The sequence below is a fragment of the Streptomyces sp. NBC_01716 genome (assembly GCF_036248275.1).
In the GTDB taxonomy this organism is placed as follows: Bacteria; Actinomycetota; Actinomycetes; order Streptomycetales; family Streptomycetaceae; genus Streptomyces.
In genome coordinates this window covers 5632675-5656882 of the sequence record NZ_CP109181.1, presented here as the reverse complement: position 1 = coordinate 5656882, position 24208 = coordinate 5632675, and the positions used below count along the sequence as shown (strand labels likewise).

Here is a 24208-nt window from a genome sequence, read left to right as displayed (position 1 = left end):
CGGGCGCTCGCATCGACCGTGGGCTACTCGGCTTTCACCTTGCCTCGCACTGGTGCGTCCTTGAACAACTTCTCGAACCATTCAGCCAATATCTCCGCCGAACGGTGAGGGACGCTTCCATCACCGGGCCCTTGGGGCAGCGTTTCGTACTGGATCGACGCGTCGTCCCCAGCAGCGAGTACCCACTCGCGCAGAGCATCTGAATCTTGAAGTTCATCAGGCGCCATGGCTTCGTAAACCAACGTGGCTGCTGCGGCATTCGCCGCCGATGCGGCGGCGTTCACATCCCGGCCCGTACGGACGACACGACCTCTCTGGAGTCTCAGCAAAGCCTGCGCAGCGGGACGGTGCTGGATCATCTCTTGTCGCAACACTGTGTTGAGTATGTCCTGATTGCCGCATGCGACCTCGACCGGACCGTAGTTACTACCGTCACGGAAGAGTTCCGCGGCCCACCACAGTCGAGAGAAGCACTGCAAGTCCCACCTGCCCGCGAAACGCGCCGCCTGTCCCACCCCTTTCCCGTTCTTGCCGCCGGCCCACCGCCAATGAACGAATTCGGGCGCGACACACAGCGCCAGGAAGTTCCACGACCCCGAGTCCGACGCCTCACTTCTCGTGAGACGCAGCGTGTAGTGCAGGCGGGGAGCCAGCCATGCGTCGCTGGCTGTCGGTGCACTGTCCGCGAATCGGCGGCGGGCCTCCACCAACAGTTCCCTGACGGGCTCCGTGTCCCACCGTGCCGTGTTGTCGACAGGATCCTCGACTTTTTCCTTGAACGAGGCGAAGGAGAGTTTCTCGTAGCCTTGCAGAACACCTGGTGTGATCGCTCGCGCAGCAACCAGATCCGGCAGTCTACCTATTCTTGACGGCTCTTCGACAGCCTTTCCCGGGCTCATCCCTGCCCCCTCCCGTTGGCCATCCGCGTCAATGTCCTGACGGTATCTGCCACGGTTTTCTGTTTCTTGGAGTTCAGAGTGGCCGAGTGCATGAGTCGCGCATGGAGATCCGATCCGCTCTCCCCGCCTTCTCGACGGGCGACGAGCTCCGCCAACGCCTCATCGGGTGCTATCTCGGGAAAAAGGTCGGGAAGCATCTTACGGAGGACCTCTTCCTGCCAGCCCCCCGGCCACTGCGGTGTGCCACTCGCATCCACCGAACTGGCGTACAGAGCGGTATTGAACATAGCCGTCCACGCCTCAGAGGCAATTTGGGTGGCCATTACTTCGCGAACGAGTTTCCGCTCCGCACTGGAGTTGGAAGGCGCATCCAGCACGGCCCGAAACCCTTCGATCGAAGAATTCAGATAGAGAACTGGCTCTCCGACCTCTGCATCCAGCATCCACGGATCGTCACGAAACTCCTTGAGAAAGGGATGGTCCGCAAAATCTTTCCAGATCATCTTGATGCTTCTCTGCCTCGTGGGTTGTCTGGCTTCGAAATCTGCGCTCCAGCGTCGTACGGCACGGCCGATCAATCGACTTCCGACCCCCCTGACCTCGGCCACCACCCATGCGTCGATCTCACAACGGCCGAGGTGCTCCCCTTGGCGCAGCTCGATCTCGCCACGCCAGACACCCGCTTCCTCCTCATGGAGGGGAAATGTCAGACGAACATTCGTTTTCCTGTTGCGCAATACCGCCACACAGGAGGGATTCACCCACTCGTCAGAGGAAATTTCTTCCGCGTCGGCCGTGACAACCACGTTCACACGGATTTCGTTCCAGTCACGCTTGAGTGAATGAAGGGCGATCACCGACTCGTCGTCAGACACAAGACTGAGCGAGAGTGGAATATTGTCCACCCAAACCTTTTCGACAAGGAGCGCGACATCCCCTGCAAGTATTGGATAGGGAAAGACGTTTTTCACTCAACGATCTCCTTGGCGCGGGGCAGGTCGACCTCGATGCAAGACATGTCGGCCGCCACAGGATGACTGGACATGTCGGTTACTCCCCTGAAGACGCCCCGCCTCGCACCTTCTTGGAATCGGAGATTCCCGTTCCTTGTCAGCTCACAGGCCTGCTCGGGAACCAACATTCCTGCCCACTCGACGGGAATATTTACTCCGGAGCGCACAACGAAGCGAGCAATGGGTGAGAGCACCCACGGTTCCTCTCGCTCCGGAAGTTTAACCGTCACCCGAAGCTGCCAAGCACCGTTGCTGGCCACCTCCCCCGAGACAGCATGCACCACAGGAAAGCCTTGTGTACGCGTTTTTTTCGGTGTTCCCAGGGTCAACAAGTCCCTGAGGATTTGCGGACCCTCGTCGGCGTCGTTCTCCTCCTCCTGGTCCTTCAGCAGGTCACGTATTTCCTGCTCAGCCGCTTTCTTGAAGTTCAGGATGCACTGTCGAGCACCACGAACATAAGTTGCCGTCAGATCTTCGGTACTCGTCCAGTCATTGTGGTCCGGAGGCTCGGCGGTGCGCAGAAACTGTTCGGCTTCGAGCGCATCCGGCCCGCTGTTCCCAGTGGCCAGTCCAGCCAGTAGGACTGCCTGGAATCGGCGATGTCCCAAGGGGAGATCGCTCACACGCTTGTTCTTGACAACCATACGGTTGGCACGCATGTAGGAAATATGGTCCGGCTTCGCATCCGTCTCAAGCGTCGGAGTAACGAGCAGCACCGCGTCGTGGAACTGAGCAGGCTGAGCAGTTCCCCTCCCCGATTGCTTGCGGGAGGGCAACTTGAGCTGCACCGACGCCTGAAGAACATCTTCGCGAGAGGTCAACTCCGAAGTGGTACTCCCATCGAGGAACGCCTTGACTGCACGAGATCTGGCGGGTTCGTGGCTGTGGGGATCGATGTACCGCTCGGGACTGACCGCGACGCCGTTCCGCCACGACGCGACGGACGCTCGCAGCATGGGGCCGGCCTGCGCGCCGCCGACCATCGACGCCCAGAAGTTACTGGCGATACCGAGGGTCAACTGCGCCTGCATCTCTTCCAGTTCTTCAGTGTCCCCGGTCCCGTCATAGGCACCCACCACAAGGAACGAGGTTCCAGGAGAGGGATCATTCCTCTCCAGGTACAAGCTCTCCGTGGTGGCGCCGTCGGCCCACCAGGATCGTGCTGCGTTGCTACGTTCGTGGTCAGCGGCGCCGAACCAGGCAGGCCCGGCAAACTCCTCGCTGTCCAGGGTATGCCAGGGGAGTTCCAACCGGCCGGCCATGCGCCGTTCGTGACGGCCGTCCTGCTTCTCGGACAATGTGCTGTTGACCAGGACTAGCCCGAATCGACTTGTCGCCCACAAGGCAGCCTTCCCAAGTCCGTACGAGCCGCCCTGCGCCTCTGCCTTGCCGCTGTCCAGGGTGCGACGGACGACGCGCGCGAAACGACCGTCGCCATATTCGGGTCCGGTCAGTCCGCTGGCGTTGTAGTCGTCAATGCGGAGCAGAACAAGACGGCCGGTTCGATCGAGTTCATTCAACCCGTCGAGCAATACCCGGCCGGCCTTCTGCCGGCCGTCGGCGGCCTTCCGGAGGTGCTGCTCGATCGAATCCCATCTCAGCGCCGAGAGGAACCTGTTCAAGTGACTGCCGGTCAACTCGTGCAGCACGAAACGAGAGGTGACTGGCCGATCCTCCAAGTGCCTCTCGTCGAGGCTGTTCTGCGTGGCCTCGCGTGCGAGTACCTCAAGGTTCGCGGCGAAGGCGTAGGCAGCCGCGTTGCCCCCGATCCTGCTGCCGTCCTCGGGTGCCTTCTGAAAGACCCATTCCAGCTCAGAGCTTGACGACTCCGGGGGGCGCCGGTTCACTGCGTCCTCGACAGCGACCCCCAACGCCTCCGCTATCGACGCTATCTTCGCGTACCGGGGCACCGACCGACCGTTCGTCCAAGCGTTGACCGCCGCCGGCGTCACCTCCACCATCGCGGCCAACTCCTTCTGGGTCAGGTTGCGTTGATTGAGCATGCCAATCAGCCAGTCCGCGAAATCCTGAGTCACTCCAGCCCCTCTCGCTGTCCGTCCCAGCAGCGTACAAGACCAAAGTTCATCGCTGGAGATAAAATTAAGAATTCCGTCATCGACAGACGGACGAAACGGTCATAGCGCTAGAAATTGAGTTGATGGTCCATCCGAGGCGCCGTGTCGATACGACAATCAGTGTGGCCCAGGGCTGGAACGCGTGTACGATCGGCGGCCAGGAGCACGGCCAACCACCATCAAAATCCGAGGTGATGGAGGCTACCCCCACCCTCGCGTGCAGCGTCGCGAAGGAGGGCGGGAAGCGTGAACGAGAAGAGGCTTTTGTCCGTATTGCAATGATCTGTGGATGCAGATGTTCGATCGTTTCTCCACGGAACCCCCCTCCTCATGGAGCTCCAGAAAGGACTCACGCGTGGCCGCGAAGAAGATGGTCGAGTACAGCGTCTCGGTTCCGGCCGAGTGCACGGCATCGGTCTCGCTCAATCACTCGCCCGGTAGCACCGTATGCACCATCGAATGCAAGGACGCCCACTATCACGACTGGTCCCGCCGTGAGTTCGTCGTACGGGAGGCAGACAGTCATCGCCTCGACGCGGATCCGCCGGAGCCCGCTGAAGCCTGAGACGGCCCGATCAGGCCCATGACCGAAGGGCGTGATGATCGACTGATCATCACGCCCTTCGGTCATGGGTGTAGCGGGGCGTCCAAGATCCGGAGCACCGACATCGGGACCCTTGATGGCGCCGGCGCATCGGGTGGGGGTCCAGATCGAATGTCTCGTACATCAAGCGCCTCACCGTTTGCCCCGAAGGATGTCCGCGCTCGTCTCCCGTGGTCAGTCCGGGAGTTCGGACCAGTCCGCCACGTAACCGTTATTGTGGTCTTCCATCTGGGCCGCCCAGTTCTGAGGTCTCAGCCCACGGGGTGGCGTAGCCGCCTTCAGCTTCGCCAGGGAAATGCTCGCGCACTCCGGCAAGGTCTCCCGGAACAGTCACCCACCGTCGGTCCGGGGCATGCCCTTGCCTCTCGTCAGACCTGCCTGGAAGTGCTCAACGCATCAATCTCGACGCCCAACTCGACCATGCAACAGCGTGGGCGAAGGCCGCATTGACGGCCGGGGTTCAATGAACTCGCAAACTTGGGCCCTTGCTACGGCCGGCCTCTTCCAGTTCCGCTTCGAAGTGCATTTGAGCGCGATCAAGGGCTTCGTCCGGGTCGCAGCCGTGGGCGCGGAGCCAGTGCAGGACGTCGGCGATGAGGTCGATCGCCGATGTCTCTGCCACTGCCAGAGCAAGCGGGCTTCCCTCTTCCGATGGGGAGCACTGAATCGAGCGATGTCGGACGATGCTCTTCTCGGCCCGCGCAACGCGCCAGTTCTTCGGGTGCTCGTTCCAGACCTCCAGTCCTGTGGCCAACTCGCACCACACCACCTTCGAGTCCGCACGAGAGATGACACCCCAGCGGTCCGCCATCGCATCGAGGATCATCAAGCCGCGCCCCGACTCCTCATCGGACTTGGGAGCGAGGAGCGTGGGCATCGCTCGGGTGTCCGGGTCGGTCAGCTCGATACGGAGGTGGGCGCCGTCCGTGGAGACCGCGAGGGTGACCGGGGTCCCAGGGCCAACATGGTTAATCACGTTTGCCACCAGCTCCGAGACGCAGACCTGAGCCACGTCCTCAAGATCTGACAGACCCCAGAGCGACAGATGCAGCCGCATCGCGCGGCGCACTCGGGTGGCCATGCACGGTTCCGCGGTGAACGGCACTTCCCACGGCCGCCGTTGCACGCAACCACTCTCCTGATAGATGGCCATGCTCCTACTCCCTCCCACCGGGCGACTCATGCCGTCGCACTCGATTGAGCAAACGATGACGGGTCGTCACTCGCTGTGACAGAATGGCATCGCGCATCCCGATATGCAATGTGCACGGCGGGATTACCCCGAACGAGTGATTGGCGTGAGCGCTCGCTTCCGATGGGATGGAACCCCCGTAACCGCAAGAGGAGTTGAAGTGGCCGGATCACCCACTGCACGACGCCGCCGCCTGGCGATCGAGCTGCGGAAGTTGCGCGATGAGAGCGGGATGACCTGCAACCAGGTCGGTAAGGAACTGGATTGGAGCGGTTCCAAGGTCAACAGGATGGAGACGGGCCAGGGGCGCGTACAGCCGTCGGACGTGGACGCGCTGTGCCGCTTCTACAGCACGTCGGATGAGCTGCGAGAGCTGCTGAAGGGACTGGCCAAGGAGTCCAAGACCAAGGGTTGGTGGCACGCGCACGGTGATGCCGTGCCCTCGTGGTTCTCGGTGTACGTGGGCTTGGAGCAGGCGGCATCCGACTTGCGCAGTTACCAAGGCGAGTTCATCCCGGGACTGTTGCAGACACAGGCGTACGCCACCGAACTGAGCCGAGTCTCCTCCGATCAACCTCATGACGAGGTTCAACGCCTCGTGAACGTGCGCATGCGGCGGCAGCAGTTGCTGGCTGACCCAACCGGGCCCGACTTCTGGGCTGTGATTCATCAGAGCGCACTCACGCATCAGGTCGGCAGCCGTCAGATCATGGCCGAGCAACACGAACGTATGCTGGAAATGGCGAAGTTGAGGAGTGTGACGGTGCAGGTCCTGCCGTACGACGCCGGGGCCTATCCGGCGACGGGCGCGTTTACGGTTCTCGGCTTCCCAGAGCAGGAAGATCCGGACATGGTGTACCGAGAAGGCCTCACCGACTCCGTCTACCTCGAACTCCCGGAGGATGTGAGTCTCTACACGAAGGCTTTCGACCATCTCCGGGCCCTGGCCCTCAGTCCTCAGCGATCAGTCGCCCTGATCCGCAGAACTATGGAGGAGCACTCCCTATGACATCGCTTCCCACCCCCCAATGGCGCAAGAGCAGCTACAGCAACGGCACCGGCGGAGAGTGTGTCGAGGTTGCCGAGTTGGGCGGCGCCACCGCCGTGCGCGACTCGAAGGTGGCCGGCGGGCCCCGCATCGACATACCCCACGCCGCATGGGCTGACTTCGTTGGCGCGCTGCGCGCCTCCCGGCTTGCCTGACCAAGGTCAACTCCGGTGCTTCCGGTGAGCAGTACGGCGGCGGTCGCCGTGGCCTGCGGCGCGATTTAGGCTGGAAAGGGAGGATATCCGTTCGCTTGGCTGAGAGGAGTGATCGCCATGGCGGGCCGGAGCCGAAGCGAGGTCGAATCGGAGATCAAGGAGACGCTAGGTCTCGTACCGCACTTCCTGGCACAGATTCCTGAGGACCTGCTGGATGCCGAGTGGGAGATCTTCAAGAAGATCGAACTCGGTGAGACGCTCATCCCCAACAAGTACAAGGAACTGATGGGGATAGCGTTGCACTCGGAGACGAAGTGCCGTTACTGCACGCTCTTCCACACGGAGGCCGCGAAGATGTTCGGGGCCACCGATGAAGAGATTCAGGAAGCTGTCCACTACGCGAAGAACAGTGTCGGCTGGAGCGTCTACCTCAACGGCACGCGTCAGGACTACGACCAATTCGCGGAGGAGCTCGGGCAGATGAAGGACTACATGGCATCGAAGGGCTGACACCATGCGCCTTGAGTGGGCCCGGCCGGGTGTCGTGCGGGCGACGGCTCACGTTTACGAGTTCGCCGCGCTGGTATCCGCCGCCCGGTTGGTGGCCGATTCCGCGTCACCCGAGATCCCTCCGGAGGCGTTGGAACAACTCCACCAGATTCTCGATGAGTACGACGCCCAAGCGGTGCGTCTGCGTGAAGCGCCGTCCCCCGTGGACGGCGCCTGAGCGCCTGCGCTCTCCCGTAACAAGCGCCGTTGCCGAGGTGAAGGCGGCCTCCGATTGAGATTCCGTGGTTCCTGAGCCCCAATCATTTGTGGGTTGTAGAGGATTCCTCGATCGCCTCGAAAATGTCGGCGTCTGTCTCCTTCTGCCAGTCCGGAAGATCGGACCAGTCCGCGACGTAGCCGGGCTTGGGGTTTTCGAATTGCTTGTACATTTGGGCCGTCCAGCAGGTCGCGACAAAGCGGCTCTTCTGTTCCCTGGACAGCCGGGAAGCGTGGCCGTCGCTCACGTGCAAGAACTGGCTGACCTGGTCATGCACGGCGCCCGCCGCCTGGCGTTCCCACTCCGGGGTTTCGTCCCAGGGGGTGACATAGCCGGCCTTCGGTTCGCCCGGGAAGTGCTTGCGCACTCCGGCGATCCAGGTCTCCCGGAACAGTCGCGCACCGTCGGTCTGGGGCATGCCCACGCCTCTCGTCAGATCTACTACGAAGTACTCAACGCGTCGATCTCGGTACCCAGCTCTACCACTCGGCCGTCGCGCGCGAGGGGGCCGAACTCGGCTCGTAGGCCTCGGAGTCTACGGGCGACATAGCCGGAGGAAGAGGCGCGAGCGAGTGCCAGTGCTTCCCGGCCGAACGTGACCACCTGGTCCGCGTCGCGTCGCTTCGCGCCGATGGCGGCCAGGTCGGTGAGAACAGCGCCTCGGCGGCGGAACGACTGTCCCTCGGCCAATGCGTTCTGTTTCAGCGCGCCCGTCAGTGCGGCCTCGGCCAGGTCGAGTCGGCCCAGTTTGCACGTAACGCGCCCCACGCTCCTCGGCGAGCCGCGAGCCATCAAAGCGGAGCCAGCCGCTGGAGGCGGTGACACCGGTCAGGTCGGCCACCTTTTCGGCATCGTCCAAGGCGCGCTCGCAGGACGTGAGTTGGCCCATACCCGCGTAGGCCTCCGCTTGGACGGACGCCACCCAGTAGCGAGTGGAGAGGGTGCCATCGCCCCTCTTGGCGAGCCTTTCGGCGGCGGAGAGCACGCCTGCGGCTTCCTTGTACTGCTTCCCGGCCATACCCACGTATGCGTGGCGCACAAGCGCGCACGCCCAGAGGTCATAGGACCGTGCCTCTTTGCCGGCCGACGCCGCGAGTGTGTACGACGCCGCCGCGTCCGTGTAGCGACTGTTGTCGAAGGCCAACTCGCCCGCGAGTTGGAAGAGGTCGCCCGCAGCACCGCAGAGCGCGCCGGCCTCGCTCTCCGAAGCAGCCTCAAGGGTCTGTGTGAGCGTGGCGAGTTGGTCCTGGACGATCGGATAGACGGAGCTCTTGGACCGGGCGAGTTGGTATACCCGCCAAAGGTGGCTGTTCATCCGGCCGAAGTCCTCGGAGGCGCCCCGCTGAGCGCTCTCGGCCAAGGCGTGGACGTCGGTGGAAGGCAACGAGGACAGAGCCCCCGTCACGGCGATCACTCGCAGGAACTCGCGTCGAATCATGTCGTCGATGTCCCCCGAGCCGTAGTGGTCGCTTGCCGATGACATCCGTGCGGGCCGCTCAACACCAGCCAACCGGCCGACCAAGGTGTTGAGTTCACCGAGGCTGACTTGCAGAAGCTGCGCCGGCCTCGGCCGTAACGCGGGCTGCGGCGTAGTCCGCCCGGTCTCCCAGCGTCCGACCGTGGTCCGGTCGACATCGAGCGCATGAGCGAACTCCTCTTGACTGTAGCCCAGCGCCTTCCGCTGCTCCGCGAGTCCCATGTCGGCCCCCTCCCCGCCAGAAACCGCGTTCACCCAGGTGATACGCCCGGTGCGTCGACTGTGCGTCAAGACTGCCGCATCGATGCCGTGGGGCAATCCAACTGGGCGCGGTTCTCTTGAGTTTGTCAGTCTCCACAGCACTGATCCGGGAGTTCCACCATGAGCACTGCCGTCACTCGGGCAGGCCGTCGCGTACACGATCACCGCGATGGAACGGCGTGGGGTGGACATGGGCGTCGGCTACACCGTCGACGTGGCAGTCCACCAGCTCATCCTCGACACCCCGCTGTACTGGGCTTTCTGTGCCGAGTACAACAACGGTGTGTACAAGCACCACGCGCCGCTCGTCAGGCGACGCTGCGATGGGCTCGTGCTCCGTACCGCCGAATTGCTCAAGGACAACGGATTCGACGTCGATGACGAGCTCTGGGCGAAAGACGAAGCTGACTGCTCCCCGTGTGACGACAAGGTTCCTGACAGCCACTGACACCTACTAGTGTCCTGCGCCTGCCCTTGCCTCATGAGGTCGGGCGCAGTCCTACGACTTCAACCGACGATCCAAGGAATCACGTTGTCAGCACGGCACGACATGGACGTGGAACGCGAGCTCTGGAACACCTACGCCGAGAGCAGCACCAAGGGTGACGTTCTCGACGGCGAGCCCGTCTTTCGCTGGACTCAGTACTCCGGGCACGGGCCCGGAGTTGAGCTGTTGGGGGAGCCCGAGTCCGCTCTTGAGATCGGTTGTGGCACCGGGCGAGCGCTGGCCTTCCTCGCTCAAGAGGGTATGAAGGCAACCGGGGTTGATCTCTCTCCCGTCATGGTCGAGCGTGTCGCGGAGCGGTGGGGGCATACGGGAGCGCGGTTTGTCTGTGCCAGTGTGCTCGACCATCTTCGGGACAGTACGCAGGCCTACGACGCCATTTACTCAATCTTCGGTGCTGTCTGGTTCACCGATCCGGTACGGCTGCTTCCACTGATCGCTGAGCGTCTCAACCCGGGAGGGGTTCTCGTCTTCTCGCATCCCCCGGCCATCCCCGGGGCCTACGGACCGCAGGGGATGTACAAGGGGGGCTTCGCGGGCAGGGCGATGTTTACCTATCGGTACAGCTATACGCCTCGAAAGTGGGTCGGTCTGCTCAGGAGGAGCGGGTTCGCGCATGCCGAGGCGGAGATTCTGGATGCCCCGGAGCCCGGTCACATCGGGACACTCGTCGTACGGGCCACAGTCGGCAACGCGGGCGTCACGGGCGGAGGATGACCGTGGGGCGGGTCGTGCGGGTCGTGGCGAGGTGGAGTTTGGTGCGGACCGCTGTGGTCAGTTCTTCCGGGTGGTCGCGGACCAGGGACGGGGTGACGCTCAGGACCGATACGCCGTGGGATTCCAGGAGGAGGCGGCGGCGGAGGGTGGCGCGGTATTCCGTGATGCCCAGGTGGTATTCCGCCGAGTCGACCTCCAGGGCCACGCCCTCGTGGGGCCAGTAGGCGTCCGGGCGGGCCAGGAAGGTGCCCGTGGGGGTGCGGAGTGTGGGGTTCCAGAGGGGGTCGGGGATGCCCGCGCGGAGGAGGGTGTCGCGGGTTTCGCCCTCGGCGATGGAGCGGATGCCGACGCGGAGGTCGTCCAGCACCGCGCGGGCCGCCGGGTTGCGCAGGGCGTGGGAGGCGTGGAGTTCGGCGCGGAGGTCGTCCGGGTGGCAGCGGCCCCGCTGGACGGTGCTGACCAGGAGTGCGCGGATCCGGTCGGGTGAGGGCTCGTGGGCGGCGAAGTCGGCGGCTGCGCGGACCGCGCGGACACAGGGGATGCCTTCGCCGCGCAGGGTCGGTGGCCAGCGGCGGGTGGTGTGGAGGCGGACGTACGAGCGGTCGCGGAGCCGGCGGTCCGCGCCGACCAGGACGTCGGCGCGGTCGGTGCGGGCGCCGCGCACGCCGTAGATGGCCAGGACCGCCTCGCCCGTCAGTGCGGCAGTGTGGCCCGACATGACGGAGGCGCCCCTGGCCGCGAACAGGACCGCCGCCAGCAGTTGTTGCCAGATGTCCGGCTTGCCTGTCTGTATCAGGACCACGCCCGGCAGCAGCCGTTGCCAGGGACCGCCCGGTGCGCAGCGGCGTGTTGTCGTACTGGGGGCCAGACCGGTGGCGGACAGCTGGCCGGTGGTCGCCAGCCGCAGTTGGGTACGGGCCAGGCGGTCGATCGCCTCGGTGTTCGCTGTCGTGGGTTTCGGCATGGGCAGGTTCTGCCCGCCTGTGACTCTGTGTAGCCGAATTCGCCGAATGTTGTTGCCTTGCGTGGTGTGGGGTGCGTTCAGTGCCCGTTCAGCGCCGGGAGCAGATGCTTCTCCTCGTACGCGAAGTGCTCCTCCAAGTCCGCGGCCAGCCTTTCCAGCTGCTCCCGCAGAGCCTCCGGCGAGGCCGGCGGCTCCAGCCGGAGCTTCGTCAGCGCCGCCGAGACCGCGCGGTGTTCCGCGCGCAGGCGCTCCAACACCGGTGCGAGCTCCGGGAATTGCCGGTCGAAGGCCGAGAACGCGCCGTCCTCGGCGGTGTGGTGCATGCTCAGCGACTCGCAGAAGCTCAGGCAGTGCAGCAGCAGTTCCTCTTCGAGGGCGGGGGAAGAGAGGGCGGGGGCCGTGCGCAGGACCGTCAGTTCGGTCCGGAGCTGGGCGTGGACCCGTACGAGCTCCTCCGCTATCGCCCGGTTCCGCGCGGGGTCCGTCAGGCTCAGCGGGTACAGGGCGATCACCGGGATCGCCCGGTCCGTGCCTGCCTGGTACGCCGCGAAGCCCGGGTCCCGCGCCGCCTGGAGGGCGAACAGGCGGTCGCGCTCCTCACCCCGGAGCGGTTCGGCGCGGGCCGAGAACGTATCGACGCCGCCCTCCTCCGTACCGATCTCGACGGTCACCCGGTTGTCCGCGAGCAGGTTGAAGTACCAGCCCGGATGCGTCGGGCCGCCCGCGTTGGACGCGAAGACCAGGAGCCGTTCGCCGTCGCGCGCGTACGCGGTGGGGTTCGTACGGCGCTTGCCGGTCCTCGCGCCCAGTGTCGTCAGCAGGACGAGCGGCGCACCCTCGAACATGCCGCCCACCCGGCCGCCGTTGGCCCGGAACTCCTCGATGATCAGCTGGTTGAACTCCTGAGGTGTGAGGCTCTGCGGGGTGCTGTGCTCACTGTGCTGTGCGGGGTCGGTCATGGGGTGGCCTCTCCGGATACGCTCGGCGCTCGACCAGCAGACACATTTGCTTTGCAAGCAAAGATGCTTTGAACTCAAAACTATGGAGAGGGCGGTACGGATGTCAACCGGCAGCCGGCGGCACGACGACGAGCCCAACGGCACCGAAGGCCCCGAAGGCCTCGGCGTCGAGGACGGGATCCGTACGTTGTTGCTGCTCATGCCCCGGATGGTCGGGCGCGTGAAGCGGATCAGGATCCCCGCGGAACTGGAGTCGTTCTCCCTCGCCCCCCGCCATCTGTCCCTCTTCGCCTTCCTCCTCTTCGACGGTCCGATGACCGTCAACACGCTCGCGACGCGCCTGGAGGTCGCCCCGGCGACGGTGAGCCTGATGGTCGGCGAGCTGAGCAGGCAGGGGATTCTGCGGCGCGAGGCGGACGACAGAGACCGGCGTCGCACCATCGTCAGCATCAGCGACGAGCACCGGCCCGCCATCGACGGCTGGCTGGCGCGCGGGGCCGGGGCCTGGCGCAAGGCGCTGGAGCCGCTGACGCCCGCGCAGCGGCGCATGTTTGTCGACACCCTTGAGGCGTACGAGCAGGGGCTGGACAGCCAGGACGGCGACGGCTAGGGCGTGTTTGAGAAGTAGCGTCGTCCGCCCATCGGGCGGGGCCCACGGCGTCTGGTGCGTGCGATCGCAAGGCGGAGGATCAGCCTCGTACTGGACGTACTTGGATGACTCCGACAACGCAGCGAGCGCGCGTGCCAGGCGTCGTGGGCCAGACGGGACTTCTCAAACACGCCCTAGATCCTGTCGGGTGCCGAACCTGTTCGCCTTTTACCGGGTCGCGTTGAACACCTTCGTACCGAGCTACGTACTTGAGGGCACTCCCCCATGGTTGCTGGGTGTGTGGGCCGGGCGGTCCGGTTCACACACCCAGCCAGAGCCGCACCCGGCCCGGGACCGTCCTCAGTGGACGACGTCGAAGACGTTCTTCTGCAGGCCGTTGGCGTACACCTCGTGCTCGACCAGCCGCAGCTTCTGGGCGTCCTTGTCCTTGTCGCTGAACAGGCGCTTGCCCGCGCCGAGCAGGAGCGGGAAGACCAGCAGGTGGTACCGGTCGATCAGGCCGGCGTCCGAGAGGTTCCGGTTCAGGGTGGCGCTGCCGTGGACGATGATCGGGCCGCCCTCGGTCTTCTTCAGCGCGGCGACCTCGTCGAGCGACCGCAGGATCGAGGTCGGGCCCCAGTCCGAGACCAGCTTGTCGTCGGTGAGGGTGGAGGAGACCACGTACTTCGGCAGCACCTTGTACCGGGCGAAGTCCTCCATGCCGGGCCAGACCGGGCTGAACGCCTCGTAACTCGTTCTCCCCAGCAGCATGGCCGCGGCTTCCTCCTGCTCCCGGCCCTTGATCTCGTACGCCTCCGGGAGGAACTCCACGTCCTTGAAGGTCCAGCCCGAGTTCCGGTAACCCGGCTCGCCGCCCGGGGCCTCCACGACGCCGTCGAGCGAGACGAAGGCGGTGGTGATCAGTGTGCGCATCGAAGGTCTCCTGGGTGTCCGGTGTGTGGTGTGTGATCGTGGGTGATCGTGGGTGCCGCGATTCTGTCCGACTGACCGGGCAGCGCCCGGAAACTCATCGGTCAGCCGCCCAGCGCGTGCGAGACCGTGTAGATCAGCAGGCCCGCCAGCGCACCCACCACCGTGCCGTTGATACGGATGAATTGCAGGTCACGACCGATGTGCGCCTCGATCTTCTTCGACGTGTGCTTGCCGTCCCAGCTCGCGACGGTGTCGGAGATCAGTGACGTGATCTCGCCCCGGTACGTCGTCACGACGTAGTCCGCCGCGTCCTCCACCCAGCCCTCCAGCTTCCGCTGGAGCCTCTCGTCCGTCGCCAGGCGGGCGCCGAGCGAGAGGAGGGAGGCACGAGCGCGCAGGCGCAGTTCGCTGCGGTCGTCCTCAGCCGCCGCGATGATCATCGCCCGTACGGAGGACCACGCCGACGCGATGATGTCCTGCACCTCGGGGCGGGCCAGCAGCTCCGACTTGAGGCGCTCGACGCGCGCCCTCGTCTCCGTGTCCGACTGGAGGTCGGAGGCGAAGTCCTTGAGGAAGCGGTCGATCGCGCCGCGCGCCGGGTGGCTCGGCATGTCACGCATCTCCGTGACGAAGCGCAGCAGTTCCTTGTAGACGCGGTCGCCGATCCTGCGGTCGACGAAGCGCGGCGTCCAGCCGGGCGCGCCTCCCTGGACGGCGTCCATCACTGAGTCGCCGTGCTCGACCAGCCAGTCGTGCGCGCGGGCGCAGATCAGGTCGACGGCGCGGTGGTGGGCGCCGTCCTTGACCACGCGTTCCAGCGTCTTCCCTATGCCGGGGGCGACCTCCACGGCGTCCGCGCGGCGGGTGATCGCCTCGCCCACGACCGCTTGGACGTCGCTGTCCCGCAGGACGGTCAGCGCGCCCCGCAGGGCCGTGGCCAGTTCGGCGGTGACGCGGTCGGCGTGGGCGGGGTCGGCCAGCCAGGCGCCGAGCCTGCCGCCTATGCCGAGTCCGCGCAGCCGGGTCCGTACGACGTCGCCGGAGAGGAAGTTCTCCCCCACGAACGAGCCGAGGGAGGCGCCGAGTTGATCCTTCTTGTTCGGGATGATCGCGGTGTGCGGGATCGGCAGGCCGAGCGGGTGGCGGAAGAGGGCCGTGACGGCGAACCAGTCCGCCAGCGCGCCCACCATGCCCGCCTCGGCCGCCGCCGCCACGTACGGGGGCCAGCCGGTGATGCCCGAGTTCTTCGCCCAGGTGGCGAGGATGTAGATGACCGCGACGAAGAGCAGCAGGCCGGTCGCGGTGGCCTTCATACGGCGGACGCCGCGCCGCTTCTCCTCGTCGGCGGCGGTGAAGCCTAGCGGGGAGAACGGCGAGCGCCTGCCGGGGCCGGAGCCCAGGGCGAAGGCCCCGTCCCCCCCGGCCACGCCCGTACGAGCGCTGCCGCTCCCCGCGGCGCCGGACGCCGTCGTCCCGCCGCCGGCCCCGGACCCCGCCCCGGCCCCTGAACCGGACCCCGTCGTGCTGTCCGGATCAGCCGGATCGCGTCGTTCCATTCACTCCACCCATCCGCGTACGTGCCCGCCGTGACCTACCGTCCCGTACCCAAAACCGGCCCGCCAACGGGACCCCTCACCGATCTGTGCGCATTGTCCCTACCTCTGGTACTCCCGGGACGCATCCCGAGTTCCCGCGCCATGCCGGATGATGTCCTTTGTACGTAGGTGTGAGGGAGTCACGGGGGACATGAACAGACAACGGGGATTCGTCCTGCTCGCGGGCCTTATGACGGTCGTGGCACTGGTGGTCGCCACGATATTCGCCGGGGTGGACGCACTGGGCGGCAGCGGGGGCTCCGACCAGGGCCGCCGTGATCAGGCCGCCGCGTCCGGAAGCGGGGCGGGCGCCCGTACGCCCGTGGGATCCGCGGCGCCCGCGTCCGCCGACGCGTGGATCGGAACCTGGGCCGCCGCGCCGGCGGGGATCGAGCCCGGGGTACCGCACGGCCACGTCGGACGTTCCATCCGTAACGTCGTCCACAGCAGCATCGGCGGCACCGCCGCCCGCATCACCCTCTCCAACCTCTTCAGCCGCGAAGCCCTGCTCATCGGCCACGCGTCGATCGCCGTCGCGGACAGCGACGACAGCGGCCGACATGAGAGCCCGAGCGCCGCCCCCGGCACCATGCGCCTCATCACCTTCGGTAAGAAGACGTCCGTCGTCATCCCACCGGGCGGGCGCGTCGTCAGCGATCTCGTACGGCTCCGGGTGCCCTACGACACCGATCTCCTGGTGACGGTCCACACGCCCGCGCCCGGCGGCCCCGTCACGTACCACCCGCGCGCCCTGCGGACCTCGTACACGGCCGTGGGCGACCGTACGCGGGACCTCGGCGGCGCCGCGTACACCGAGAGCGCCCCGGTCTGGCGCTACCTCACCGCCGTCGACGTGCTCAACCGGCGGGCGCGCGGCTCGGTCGTCGTCATCGGGGACTCGATCACAGACGGCATCGGCTCCTCCTACGGCGCCGGCCACCGCTGGACCGACGTGCTGGCAGACCGGGTGCGCGGCAGTGGTCTGGGCGTACTCAACGCGGGCATCAGCGGCAATCGCGTCCTGCGCCCCAGTGTCGCCGCCGGGAAGGGGCCCAGTGCCCTCGCCCGCTTCGGGCGGGACGTCCTGGGGCAGGCGGGGGCCGAGGTCGTCTTCGTCGAACTCGGCATCAACGACATCATCCGCCGGCCGAACGAGACCGACCCGGACCGGATCACCGCCGGGCTGAAGTCCCTCACCCGGCAGGCGCACGCGTGGGGGCTGCGGGTCGTCGGCTCGACGCTCACGCCCTTCGGCGGCAACCCGCGCCACACCGACCGGCTGGAGGCCGTACGGGACCGGGTGAACGACGCCATCCGGTCGGGCGGCGTCTTCGACAGGACCGTCGACTTCGACCGGCTGCTGCGCGATCCGTACGCCCCCGACCGGCTGCGGCCGGACTACGACTCGGGCGACGGTCTGCACCCGAGCGACAACGGATACGCGGCCATGGGGCGCTTCGTCGACATCGAGGACCTGGTGGGCAAGGAGCCCGCACTGCTCTGAGCGCGCCCCAGGAATCAGTCGAGTTCTTTGCGGAGCCTGTTCTTCTCCAGCTCCGCCTTCTTGCGCTCCTCCTTGAGACGGCGCTTCTCCGCCGACCTCATCTTGCGCTCCACACCCACGCCGCCCATCAGCGCGAACCCCGTGATGACCACCCGCGGCGATCCGGGGCTCAGCTCCGTGGTCTCCCCGCTCTCCCCGAAACCGCCCATCAGGCTCAGGCCGCGCACCGTGACATCCATGTCCGGCGGGATGACGACGTGAATGCCGCCCATCAGCGCGAAGCAGCGGATGGACGCCTCCCGCTCCTCGAACCGCGCCTCACGCAGGTCGATCTGGCCGCCGCCCATCATCGTGAAGGCGTGGAACCGCCGGCCCACCGTCCAGGTGCCCTTGCGGTTGAACCCTCCCCAGAAGGAGACGGCGGCACGGGACGTCGCGCGTCCGCGTCCGATCCAGGTCGCCCACCTGCCCGCGCCCTCGACGCTGTCGGCGCTACGCGCGGGCGACAGGTCGGCCGTCGAGCCCGGCGCGGGCAAGTCCCTGACCAGCGGCTGGAGTTCACCGTGCGTACGGGCCTTGTACGCCGCGTCCAGGCGGGTGTCGAACTCCTCCATGTCGATGCGTCCTTCGGACAAGGCATCGCGCAGCACTTCGGCGACGCGCTCGCGCTCGGAGTCCGACGCGCGCATCTCAGGAAGTTCACTCGTCATGTTGTCAGCCTAGTCAAAGGTGAGTCGGACGTCACAGCGCAGTGACCCCAGTAGCCTCCTCGCCCACCGCGGGATCCGGGACCTTCCCCCGGGAGAGCATCTTCGCGATCACCGACTCGATGTCGGGCTCCCGCACCGACAGGTCCATCAGCGGATACTCCGCCGCGATCCGCGCCACCAGCGGCGCCGCCGACGCCGCGGCCGGGAAGGCGAGCCACTGCCGCGGCCCCTCCACCTTCACCACCCGTGCTCCCGGCAGCTCGACCGGGGGCAGTTCGCGTTCGAGGTCGACCACCAGGGTCCGCTCGCTCTCGCCCACCTCGTGCAGCCCGGCGAGCGCCCCGTCGTACACGAGCCGCCCGTGGTCGATGACCATGACCCGCGCGCAGAGCTGCTCGATGTCCGTCAGGTCGTGCGTGGTCAGCAGCACCGTCGTACGGCGCTCCGCGTTCAGATCCCGCAGGAACTCACGGACCCTGGCCTTGGAGATCACGTCCAGGCCGATCGTCGGCTCGTCGAGGTAGAGCACCTCGGGGTCGTGGAGCAGCGCCGCCGCGATGTCGCCGCGCATCCGCTGGCCGAGCGAGAGCTGCCGTACGGGAACGTCCAACAGCTCGCCCAGCTCCAGCAGTTCGACGCAGCGCTCCAGATTCTCCCGGTACCGCTTGTCGGGGATGCGGTACATACGGTGCACCAGCCGGTACGAGTCGATCAGCGGCAGGTCCCACCACAGGGTCGTGCGCTGGCCGAACACCACGCCGATCCGGCGCGCCAGCCTCGTGCGCTCCCGCGACGGGTCGATCCCCGCGACCCGCAGCCGGCCCGCGCTCGGCGTCAGGATGCCGGTGAGCATCTTGATGGTGGTGGACTTCCCGGCACCGTTGGGGCCGATGTAGCCCACCATCTCGCCGCGTGCCACGCGGAAGCTGATGCCGTCGACCGCGCGCACCTGATGGCGCTCGCGGCGCACCAGGCCCGCCTTCCGCCGTACGTCGAAGACCTTCTCGATACCGTCCAGTTCGATGAAATCGGAGCCGTCCGAATCCATTGCGCGTTCCTCTCCTAACTTCCCGTACTCCGGTACGCCCGCAGCCCCACCCGCCACGCCAGCCCCGCCAGCGCGCAGCACCCCACCGCCACCACCGGCGGCAGGAAGGCGGCCCAGTCCGGCAGCCCCAGCGGATCGTCACGGTCCATCACGTACAGCGCGGGCATCCAGTTGACGAAGGCGAGCGGCACCACGAACGTCACCCCGCGCACCAGGTCCTTCGCGAAGACCGTGGGCGGGTACTGGAGCAGTGTGGTCCCGCCGTACGTGAAGGAGTTCTGCACCTCGGCGGCGTCCTGCGCCCAGAACTGGAACGCACCGCCCGCGACGAACACGGACGCGAAGATCACCGCACCGCTGAGGATCATCATCGGGACCATCGCCACCTTGAGCGGGGTCCACGCGATGTCGAGCGTCGTCAGCGCGTATCCGAGCACCAGCAGGCCCTGGACGATACGGCCGAGCCGCCGCAGCGCGAACCTGTCCGCCGCGACCTGCGCGAGCACCGGCGCCGGGCGCACCAGCAGGGTGTCCAGGGTGCCGTCCCTGACCCGGCGGCCGAGCCGGTCCATCGACCCGAAGGCCAGGTCGGCGAGGCCGAAGGCGGCGCCCGCGGCGCCGTAAAGGAAGGCGACCTCGGGCAGCGAGTAGCCGCCCAGTTGGTCGACGTGGGAGAACATCAGCAGGATCGTGACGAAGTCGAACGCGGTCGCCGCGAAGTTCCCGAAGGCGGTCATGGCGAACGACGCGCGGTAGGCCATCGTCGACCGCATCCACATGGCCACGATCAGGCCGTACGCACGCAGCCCCTCCCACAGAGGCGAGCGCGGCCACTCCCGCTCAAGCGTCCGTTCCGACTGCACCACGTCAGCCACCCTGCACCACCACCCTTCGCGTCGCCACGGACTGGAGCAGCCGCCCCAGCGCCAGCAGCGCCAGCGCCCACCCGGCCTGGAACGCGAACGCCCCGACCAGTCCCCACCCCGTGTGCCGCCCCAGGAAGACGTCCGCCGGGATCTGGAGCAGCGACGACCACGGCAGCGCCCTCGCGACCTCGCCCAGGAGCCCGGGGAAGAGCGTCAGCGGCAGCAGCATCCCGGAGAAGAACATCCCCGCCAGGAAGGTGATCTGGCCGACTCCCGCGCCGTCCAGCAGCCAGAAGGCCGACAGGGCGACCAGGAAGCGCACGGCGAAGCTGACCACGACGCCCAGGAACACGGAGCAGAGGAACGCGGCCCAGACCAGCGGGTTCTCGGGCAGCGACAGCTCGAAGGCGAGCGCGCCGAGCGCCATCGGTACGATCCCGCGTCCCAGCAGATGGAACGCGGCGCGCCCCAAGTCGCTTGCCAGCCACCACAGCTGGAGATCCGCAGGCCGGTAGAGATCGATCGCCACGTCGCCGGTGCGGATACGGTCCATCAACTCGTCCTCGAAGCCGCCGCCCATCATCGCGCAGGTCATCAGCAGCGACTGGCCGATCCAGACGTAGGTGACCGCCTGCGAGAGGTCGTAGCCGCCGAGCTGGGGCCGCTGCTCCCAGAGCGCCGTGTAGGTGTACGCCACGATGAAACCGAAGACGGTGTTGGTGAACACCCCCGCGGCCGTGGCGGTCCGGTACGTCGCGTAGCGGCGGAACCCGCCCGCCGCGACGACCGCGTACAGACGCACGTCAGCACTCCCCCTCGGCCCCGTTACGTGTGGTCTCCCCGTGCCGTTTCCGCTGTACGGCACCAAAGCGCCCGACCCTAGCCCAAGGGGGTCACCCACCGCGAGCGGTTATCCGGTCGGCGGCCCCGGGCCCGGTTCGACCATGTTTCATGGTGCCGCAAACGAATCACCCGGATAGCCCGTAACTACCGATTCGACCCGGCCGAGGAGCCTCCGCACACATGAGCGACGCGCAGCAGCAGGGCTGGCCCCCGCGCGACCCGACCGACCACGGCCGCGGCAAGGGACCGGGCGGCGGCCCCGGCGGCGGGAAACTCACCGGCGGGCGCGCCGCACGCAAGGCCGCCCGCAAGGCCCGCCGCAAGCGCTCCGGCTGGCGCCGGATCTTCCCCACCTGGCGCATGCTGCTCGGGGGGTTCCTGTTCTGCGCGTTCGTGCTCATCGGCGGCTTCATCGCCGGCTACACGCTGGTCCAGATCCCGGCCGCCAACGTCGCCGCCGTCGCCCAGTCCAACGTGTATCTGTACGAGGACGGCAGCCAACTGGCGCGCGACGGCGAGGTCAACCGCGAGAACGTGCCGCTCTCCCACATCCCGAAGAGCGTCCGTCGCGCCGTACTGGCCGCCGAGGACCGGGACTTCTACAACGAACCCGCCATCGACCCGCAGGGCATGGTCCGCGCCGCCTGGAACACCATGACCGGCAAGGGCACCCAGGGCGGTTCCACGATCACCCAGCAGTACGTCAAGAACTACTACCTCGCGCAGGAACAGACCGTCGTGCGCAAGGGGAAGGAGTTCTTCATCGCCATCAAGCTCAACCGCGAGGAGAGCAAGGCGCAGATCCTGGAGGGCTACCTCAACACCAGCTACTTCGGGCGCAACGCGTACGGCATCCAGGCCGCCGCACAGGCCTATTACAGCAAGAACGTCCAGGACATCGACACCGCGGAGGGCGCCTTCCTGGCCGCGCTGCTCAACGCGCCCAGCGCGTACGACGTCGCCCTGCACCCGGAGAACACGGGGCAGGCGGAGGGCCGTTGGAACTATGTGCTCGACGGCATGGTCAAGGAGAACTGGCTCTCCCCCGCCGACCGCGACGCCATGGTCTTCCCGCTGCCCGGCAAGGCCAAGCCGTCCACCGGCCTGTCGGGGCAGCGCGGTTACATCGTCCAGGCGGTCGAGGACTATCTCACGAAGAACAAGATCCTCGACGACAAGACCCTCGCCAGCGGCGGCTACCGCATCACCACCACGCTCCAGCGGCCGAAACAGAAGGCACTGGTCGACGCGGTGGACGAACAGGTGACGTCGAAGGTCGACACCAAGCGCGCGGCCGACCGCAACGTACGCGTCGGCGGCGTCTCCATCGACCCCGCCACCGGCGAGGTCGTGGCCATGTACGGCGGCGTCGACTACACGCGGCAGTACGTCAACAACGCGACCCGCCGCGACTACCAGGTCGGCTCCACCTTCAAGCCGTTCGTGTTCGCGGCAGCCGTCGAGAACGACTCGCACACCCAGGACGGCGAACAGATCACCCCCAACACCGAGTACGACGGCACCAACAAGCGCATGGTGGAGGGGCCCGACGGGTCCACCGGGTACGACCCGGCCAACGAGGACGACGTCTCGTACGGCCCCGTCAGCGTCAGTGAGGCCACCGACAAGTCCATCAACGCCGTGTACGCGCAGATGGCACAGGACGTCGGCCCGAGCCGGGTCCGCGACACCGCGGTCCGCCTCGGCATCCCCGACGACACCCCCGACCTCACGGCGTCCCCGTCCATCGCGCTCGGCCCGGCCACGGCGAGCGTGCTCGACATGACGGAGGCGTACGCGACGCTCGCCAACCACGGCCGGCACGGCACGTACACGATGGTCTCGGAGATCACCAAGAACGGTGCGACCGTCGAAGTGCCGCGCGGGCGGCAGACGCAGGCCGTCAGCCGCCAGGCGGCCGACACCACCACGGCGATCCTCCAGAGCGTCGTGGAGGGCGGTACGGGCACGGCCGCCCAGTCAGCCGGCCGCCCGGCGGCCGGCAAGACGGGGACGGCCGAGGACGACAAGGCGGCCTGGTTCGCCGGCTACACGCCCGACCTGGCGACCGTTGTCGCGATCATGGGCGCCGACCCCGAAACGGCGCGCCAGAAACCGCTGTACGGCGCGCTCGGCCTGGCGCGCGTCAACGGGGGCGGGCCGCCCGCGCAGATCTGGGGCCAGTTCACGGCGGCGGCCCTGGAGGGCACCGACGCCACGGACTTCGAACTGACGCTGGAGGACGGCGTGGACGAGATCACCCCGCCGGACGACGAGTCCGGCAGCCCCGAACAGCCCGCGTCACCGGGCCGGTCGGAGAGTCCGGGCTCCCCGGACCAGCCCGCGGCGCCCGGCCGGACGGGGGGACAGAACGCGGGCGCGGCGCAGGGCCGGAGCGAAGGCGCCGACACCGGCGGAAACGAGGGCCAGGCCCAGGGCCAGGCGCAAGGACAGACCTCGGGAGGGACCGACGGCGGCGGAGGCGGTACGGACGGCGGCCAGGGCGACGGCGGTGCGCAGGGCCAGAGCGAGGGCCGGACGAACGGCCTGACCGACGGGCTCATCGGAGGCGGCGGCGGAGGCGACAACGGGGGCGGCGGCGCGGCGGACGGAGCCACGGGCAACGGCCCACCCCGCACCTCACGCCCCCGCGAGTAACGCCCCCGTCCGGGGCCTGCGAGCCCTGCGGGCTAGTGGCCGGACGTCGCCTTCAGGCCCACCACGGCCACCAGCAGCAGGCAGACGAAGAAGATCCGGGCGGCGGTCGCCGGTTCGCCTAGTGCCGCCATGCCGACGACGGCCGCTCCGGCGGCGCCGATCCCGACCCACACGCCGTACGCCGTGCCGATCGGCAGCGTTCTGGCGGCCTGCGAGAGCAGCAGCATGCTGGCGACGATTCCGGCACCGGTGAAGAGACTCGGCCACAGCCGGGTGAATCCGTCGGTGTACTTCATCCCGATCGACCAGCCCACTTCGAGCAGACCGGCGACAACGAGCAGGACCCAGGCCATGACGGCACCTCCGAGCGAAACGCGGACAAGGGGTGCGTCGTCTTTCGTTTGACCCGGTACGGCGCGTCTCGTCGGGGTCCCGCAAACCTAGCAAAGAGACACCGGAAGGGCCTGGTGACGATGGTCACCAGGCCCTTCCGTGGAGCCTCGTCAGAGATAGAGCCCCGTGGAGTCCTCCGACCCCTCGAACCGGTCCGCCGCCACCGCGTGCAGGTCGCGTTCCCGCATCAGTACGTAGGCCACGCCCCGGACCTCGACCTCGGCGCGGTCCTCGGGGTCGTACAGCACCCGGTCCGCGGGCTCGACCGTCCGCACGCTCTGCCCGACGGCGACCACCTCGGCCCAGGCGAGGCGCCGCCCGACGGCCGCGGTCGCCGGGATGACGATGCCGCCGGACGAACGCCGTTCGCCCTCCGGGATGTCGGTCCTGACCAGCACCCGGTCGTGCAGCATCCGGATGGGCAGCTTGTCATG

25 protein-coding genes, 1 pseudogene and 1 riboswitch are annotated in these 24208 nt (G+C 67.1%); of the genes and pseudogenes, 10 read left to right on the top strand and 16 right to left on the bottom strand.

All coding sequences use genetic code 11. From position 1 onward, the window contains the following. Positions 1-23: 23 nt before the first annotated feature. Genes OIE74_RS24980 through OIE74_RS24970 form a run of 3 tightly spaced genes read right to left on the bottom strand, consistent with a single transcriptional unit; the run spans position 24 to position 3948 of the window. Positions 24-899: a DUF6339 family protein gene (locus OIE74_RS24980; protein WP_329387280.1), complete on the bottom strand. Its 876-nt coding sequence runs from the start codon at positions 897-899 to the stop codon at positions 24-26. Further along, a complete protein-coding gene (locus OIE74_RS24975; RefSeq protein WP_329387279.1) occupies positions 896-1870 on the bottom strand; it encodes a hypothetical protein in 975 nt (324 codons plus the stop codon). The genes OIE74_RS24980 and OIE74_RS24975 overlap by 4 nt, the downstream gene beginning before the upstream one ends. After that, positions 1867-3948, bottom strand: a complete 2082-nt coding sequence (locus OIE74_RS24970) for a helix-turn-helix transcriptional regulator (protein ID WP_329387277.1) — start codon at positions 3946-3948, stop codon at positions 1867-1869. The genes OIE74_RS24975 and OIE74_RS24970 overlap by 4 nt, the downstream gene beginning before the upstream one ends. A gap of 394 nt (positions 3949-4342) precedes the next feature. On the opposite strand from OIE74_RS24970, the gene OIE74_RS24965 reads away from it, so the two are divergent. Beyond that, complete coding sequence (locus OIE74_RS24965) at positions 4343-4552, top strand: hypothetical protein (protein WP_329387275.1); 210 nt, start codon at positions 4343-4345, stop codon at positions 4550-4552. Between the two features lie 499 nt (positions 4553-5051). Here OIE74_RS24965 and OIE74_RS24960 read toward each other — a convergent pair whose 3' ends face one another. After that, positions 5052-5744 carry an ATP-binding protein gene (locus tag OIE74_RS24960; RefSeq protein WP_329387274.1) on the bottom strand — a complete coding sequence of 231 codons (693 nt, stop codon included), beginning with the start codon at positions 5742-5744 and terminating at the stop codon, positions 5052-5054. Positions 5745-5943: 199 nt separating this feature from the next. On the opposite strand from OIE74_RS24960, the gene OIE74_RS24955 reads away from it, so the two are divergent. The 4 genes from OIE74_RS24955 to OIE74_RS24940 all read left to right on the top strand — a co-directional run bounded on the left by OIE74_RS24955 (position 5944) and on the right by OIE74_RS24940 (position 7713). Then, positions 5944-6792 carry a helix-turn-helix domain-containing protein gene (locus tag OIE74_RS24955; RefSeq protein WP_329387272.1) on the top strand — a complete coding sequence of 283 codons (849 nt, stop codon included), beginning with the start codon at positions 5944-5946 and terminating at the stop codon, positions 6790-6792. Beyond that, the gene (locus tag OIE74_RS24950) at positions 6789-6986 is read left to right on the top strand and encodes a DUF397 domain-containing protein (RefSeq protein ID WP_329387270.1); all 198 of its coding nucleotides are present in this window, start codon (positions 6789-6791) and stop codon (positions 6984-6986) included. Before OIE74_RS24955 ends, OIE74_RS24950 begins: the two co-directional genes overlap by 4 nt. 117 nt (positions 6987-7103) lie before the next feature. After that, complete coding sequence (locus tag OIE74_RS24945; RefSeq protein ID WP_329387268.1) at positions 7104-7496, top strand: carboxymuconolactone decarboxylase family protein; 393 nt, start codon at positions 7104-7106, stop codon at positions 7494-7496. Positions 7497-7500: 4 nt separating this feature from the next. Beyond that, a complete protein-coding gene (locus OIE74_RS24940; RefSeq protein WP_329387267.1) occupies positions 7501-7713 on the top strand; it encodes a hypothetical protein in 213 nt (70 codons plus the stop codon). Between the two features lie 82 nt (positions 7714-7795). Here OIE74_RS24940 and OIE74_RS24935 read toward each other — a convergent pair whose 3' ends face one another. Then, positions 7796-8170, bottom strand: coding sequence for a hypothetical protein (locus OIE74_RS24935; RefSeq protein WP_329387265.1), 375 nt, complete (start codon positions 8168-8170; stop codon positions 7796-7798). Between the two features lie 117 nt (positions 8171-8287). Then, positions 8288-9451, bottom strand: coding sequence for a helix-turn-helix transcriptional regulator (locus tag OIE74_RS24930; protein WP_329387263.1), 1164 nt, complete (start codon positions 9449-9451; stop codon positions 8288-8290). A 175-nt stretch (positions 9452-9626) separates the two neighbouring features. On the opposite strand from OIE74_RS24930, the pseudogene OIE74_RS24925 reads away from it, so the two are divergent. Beyond that, a pseudogene (locus OIE74_RS24925) lies at positions 9627-9938 on the top strand (hypothetical protein); the annotation flags it as partial. Positions 9939-10022: 84 nt separating this feature from the next. Then, positions 10023-10712, top strand: coding sequence for a class I SAM-dependent methyltransferase (locus OIE74_RS24920; RefSeq protein ID WP_329387261.1), 690 nt, complete (start codon positions 10023-10025; stop codon positions 10710-10712). Here OIE74_RS24920 and OIE74_RS24915 read toward each other — a convergent pair. After that, positions 10696-11676, bottom strand: a complete 981-nt coding sequence (locus OIE74_RS24915) for a hypothetical protein (RefSeq protein WP_329387259.1) — start codon at positions 11674-11676, stop codon at positions 10696-10698. The genes OIE74_RS24920 and OIE74_RS24915 overlap by 17 nt on opposite strands. A 77-nt stretch (positions 11677-11753) precedes the next feature. Further along, entirely contained in the window at positions 11754-12635 is an 882-nt protein-coding gene (locus OIE74_RS24910) for a nitroreductase/quinone reductase family protein (RefSeq protein WP_329387257.1), read from the bottom strand. 100 nt (positions 12636-12735) lie between these two features. On the opposite strand from OIE74_RS24910, the gene OIE74_RS24905 reads away from it, so the two are divergent. Next, on the top strand, positions 12736-13245 hold the full coding sequence (locus tag OIE74_RS24905; RefSeq protein WP_329387255.1) for a MarR family winged helix-turn-helix transcriptional regulator: 510 nt from the start codon (positions 12736-12738) through the stop codon (positions 13243-13245). A gap of 339 nt (positions 13246-13584) precedes the next feature. Here the strand turns inward: OIE74_RS24905 and OIE74_RS24900 are convergent, their stop codons facing one another. Next, complete coding sequence (locus OIE74_RS24900; RefSeq protein ID WP_329387253.1) at positions 13585-14157, bottom strand: dihydrofolate reductase family protein; 573 nt, start codon at positions 14155-14157, stop codon at positions 13585-13587. Between the two features lie 101 nt (positions 14158-14258). Beyond that, positions 14259-15713: a DUF445 domain-containing protein gene (locus tag OIE74_RS24895; RefSeq protein WP_329387251.1), complete on the bottom strand. Its 1455-nt coding sequence runs from the start codon at positions 15711-15713 to the stop codon at positions 14259-14261. Between the two features lie 190 nt (positions 15714-15903). Here OIE74_RS24895 and OIE74_RS24890 point away from each other — a divergent pair, with 190 nt between their 5' ends. Further along, positions 15904-17256, top strand: a complete 1353-nt coding sequence (locus OIE74_RS24890) for an SGNH/GDSL hydrolase family protein (protein WP_329387249.1) — start codon at positions 15904-15906, stop codon at positions 17254-17256. 14 nt (positions 17257-17270) lie between these two features. Here the strand turns inward: OIE74_RS24890 and OIE74_RS24885 are convergent, their stop codons facing one another. From OIE74_RS24885 to OIE74_RS24870, 4 genes are read right to left on the bottom strand one after another with little or no spacing between them, the layout of a single operon-like run. After that, positions 17271-17966, bottom strand: a complete 696-nt coding sequence (locus OIE74_RS24885) for a DUF1707 SHOCT-like domain-containing protein (RefSeq protein WP_329387247.1) — start codon at positions 17964-17966, stop codon at positions 17271-17273. 31 nt (positions 17967-17997) lie between these two features. Continuing rightward, complete coding sequence (locus OIE74_RS24880; protein ID WP_329387245.1) at positions 17998-19014, bottom strand: ABC transporter ATP-binding protein; 1017 nt, start codon at positions 19012-19014, stop codon at positions 17998-18000. Positions 19015-19028: 14 nt separating this feature from the next. Beyond that, positions 19029-19880, bottom strand: coding sequence for an ABC transporter permease (locus OIE74_RS24875; RefSeq protein WP_329387243.1), 852 nt, complete (start codon positions 19878-19880; stop codon positions 19029-19031). Position 19881: 1 nt separating this feature from the next. Then, positions 19882-20682 (bottom strand): ABC transporter permease, encoded by an 801-nt coding sequence (locus OIE74_RS24870; protein WP_329387241.1) that lies wholly within the window; start codon positions 20680-20682, stop codon positions 19882-19884. Positions 20683-20903: 221 nt separating this feature from the next. Here OIE74_RS24870 and OIE74_RS24865 point away from each other — a divergent pair, with 221 nt between their 5' ends. Next, a complete protein-coding gene (locus OIE74_RS24865; protein ID WP_329387239.1) occupies positions 20904-23381 on the top strand; it encodes a transglycosylase domain-containing protein in 2478 nt (825 codons plus the stop codon). A 32-nt stretch (positions 23382-23413) separates the two neighbouring features. Here the strand turns inward: OIE74_RS24865 and OIE74_RS24860 are convergent, their stop codons facing one another. Together OIE74_RS24860 and OIE74_RS24855 are read right to left on the bottom strand one after the other, a co-directional pair. Beyond that, positions 23414-23734, bottom strand: a complete 321-nt coding sequence (locus OIE74_RS24860; RefSeq protein WP_329387236.1) for a DMT family transporter — start codon at positions 23732-23734, stop codon at positions 23414-23416. A 31-nt stretch (positions 23735-23765) separates the two neighbouring features. Then, positions 23766-23834: riboswitch (guanidine-III (ykkC-III) riboswitch) on the bottom strand. A gap of 50 nt (positions 23835-23884) precedes the next feature. Continuing rightward, positions 23885-24187, bottom strand: coding sequence for a GroES family chaperonin (locus OIE74_RS24855; protein ID WP_189107154.1), 303 nt, complete (start codon positions 24185-24187; stop codon positions 23885-23887). Positions 24188-24208 lie beyond the last annotated feature (21 nt).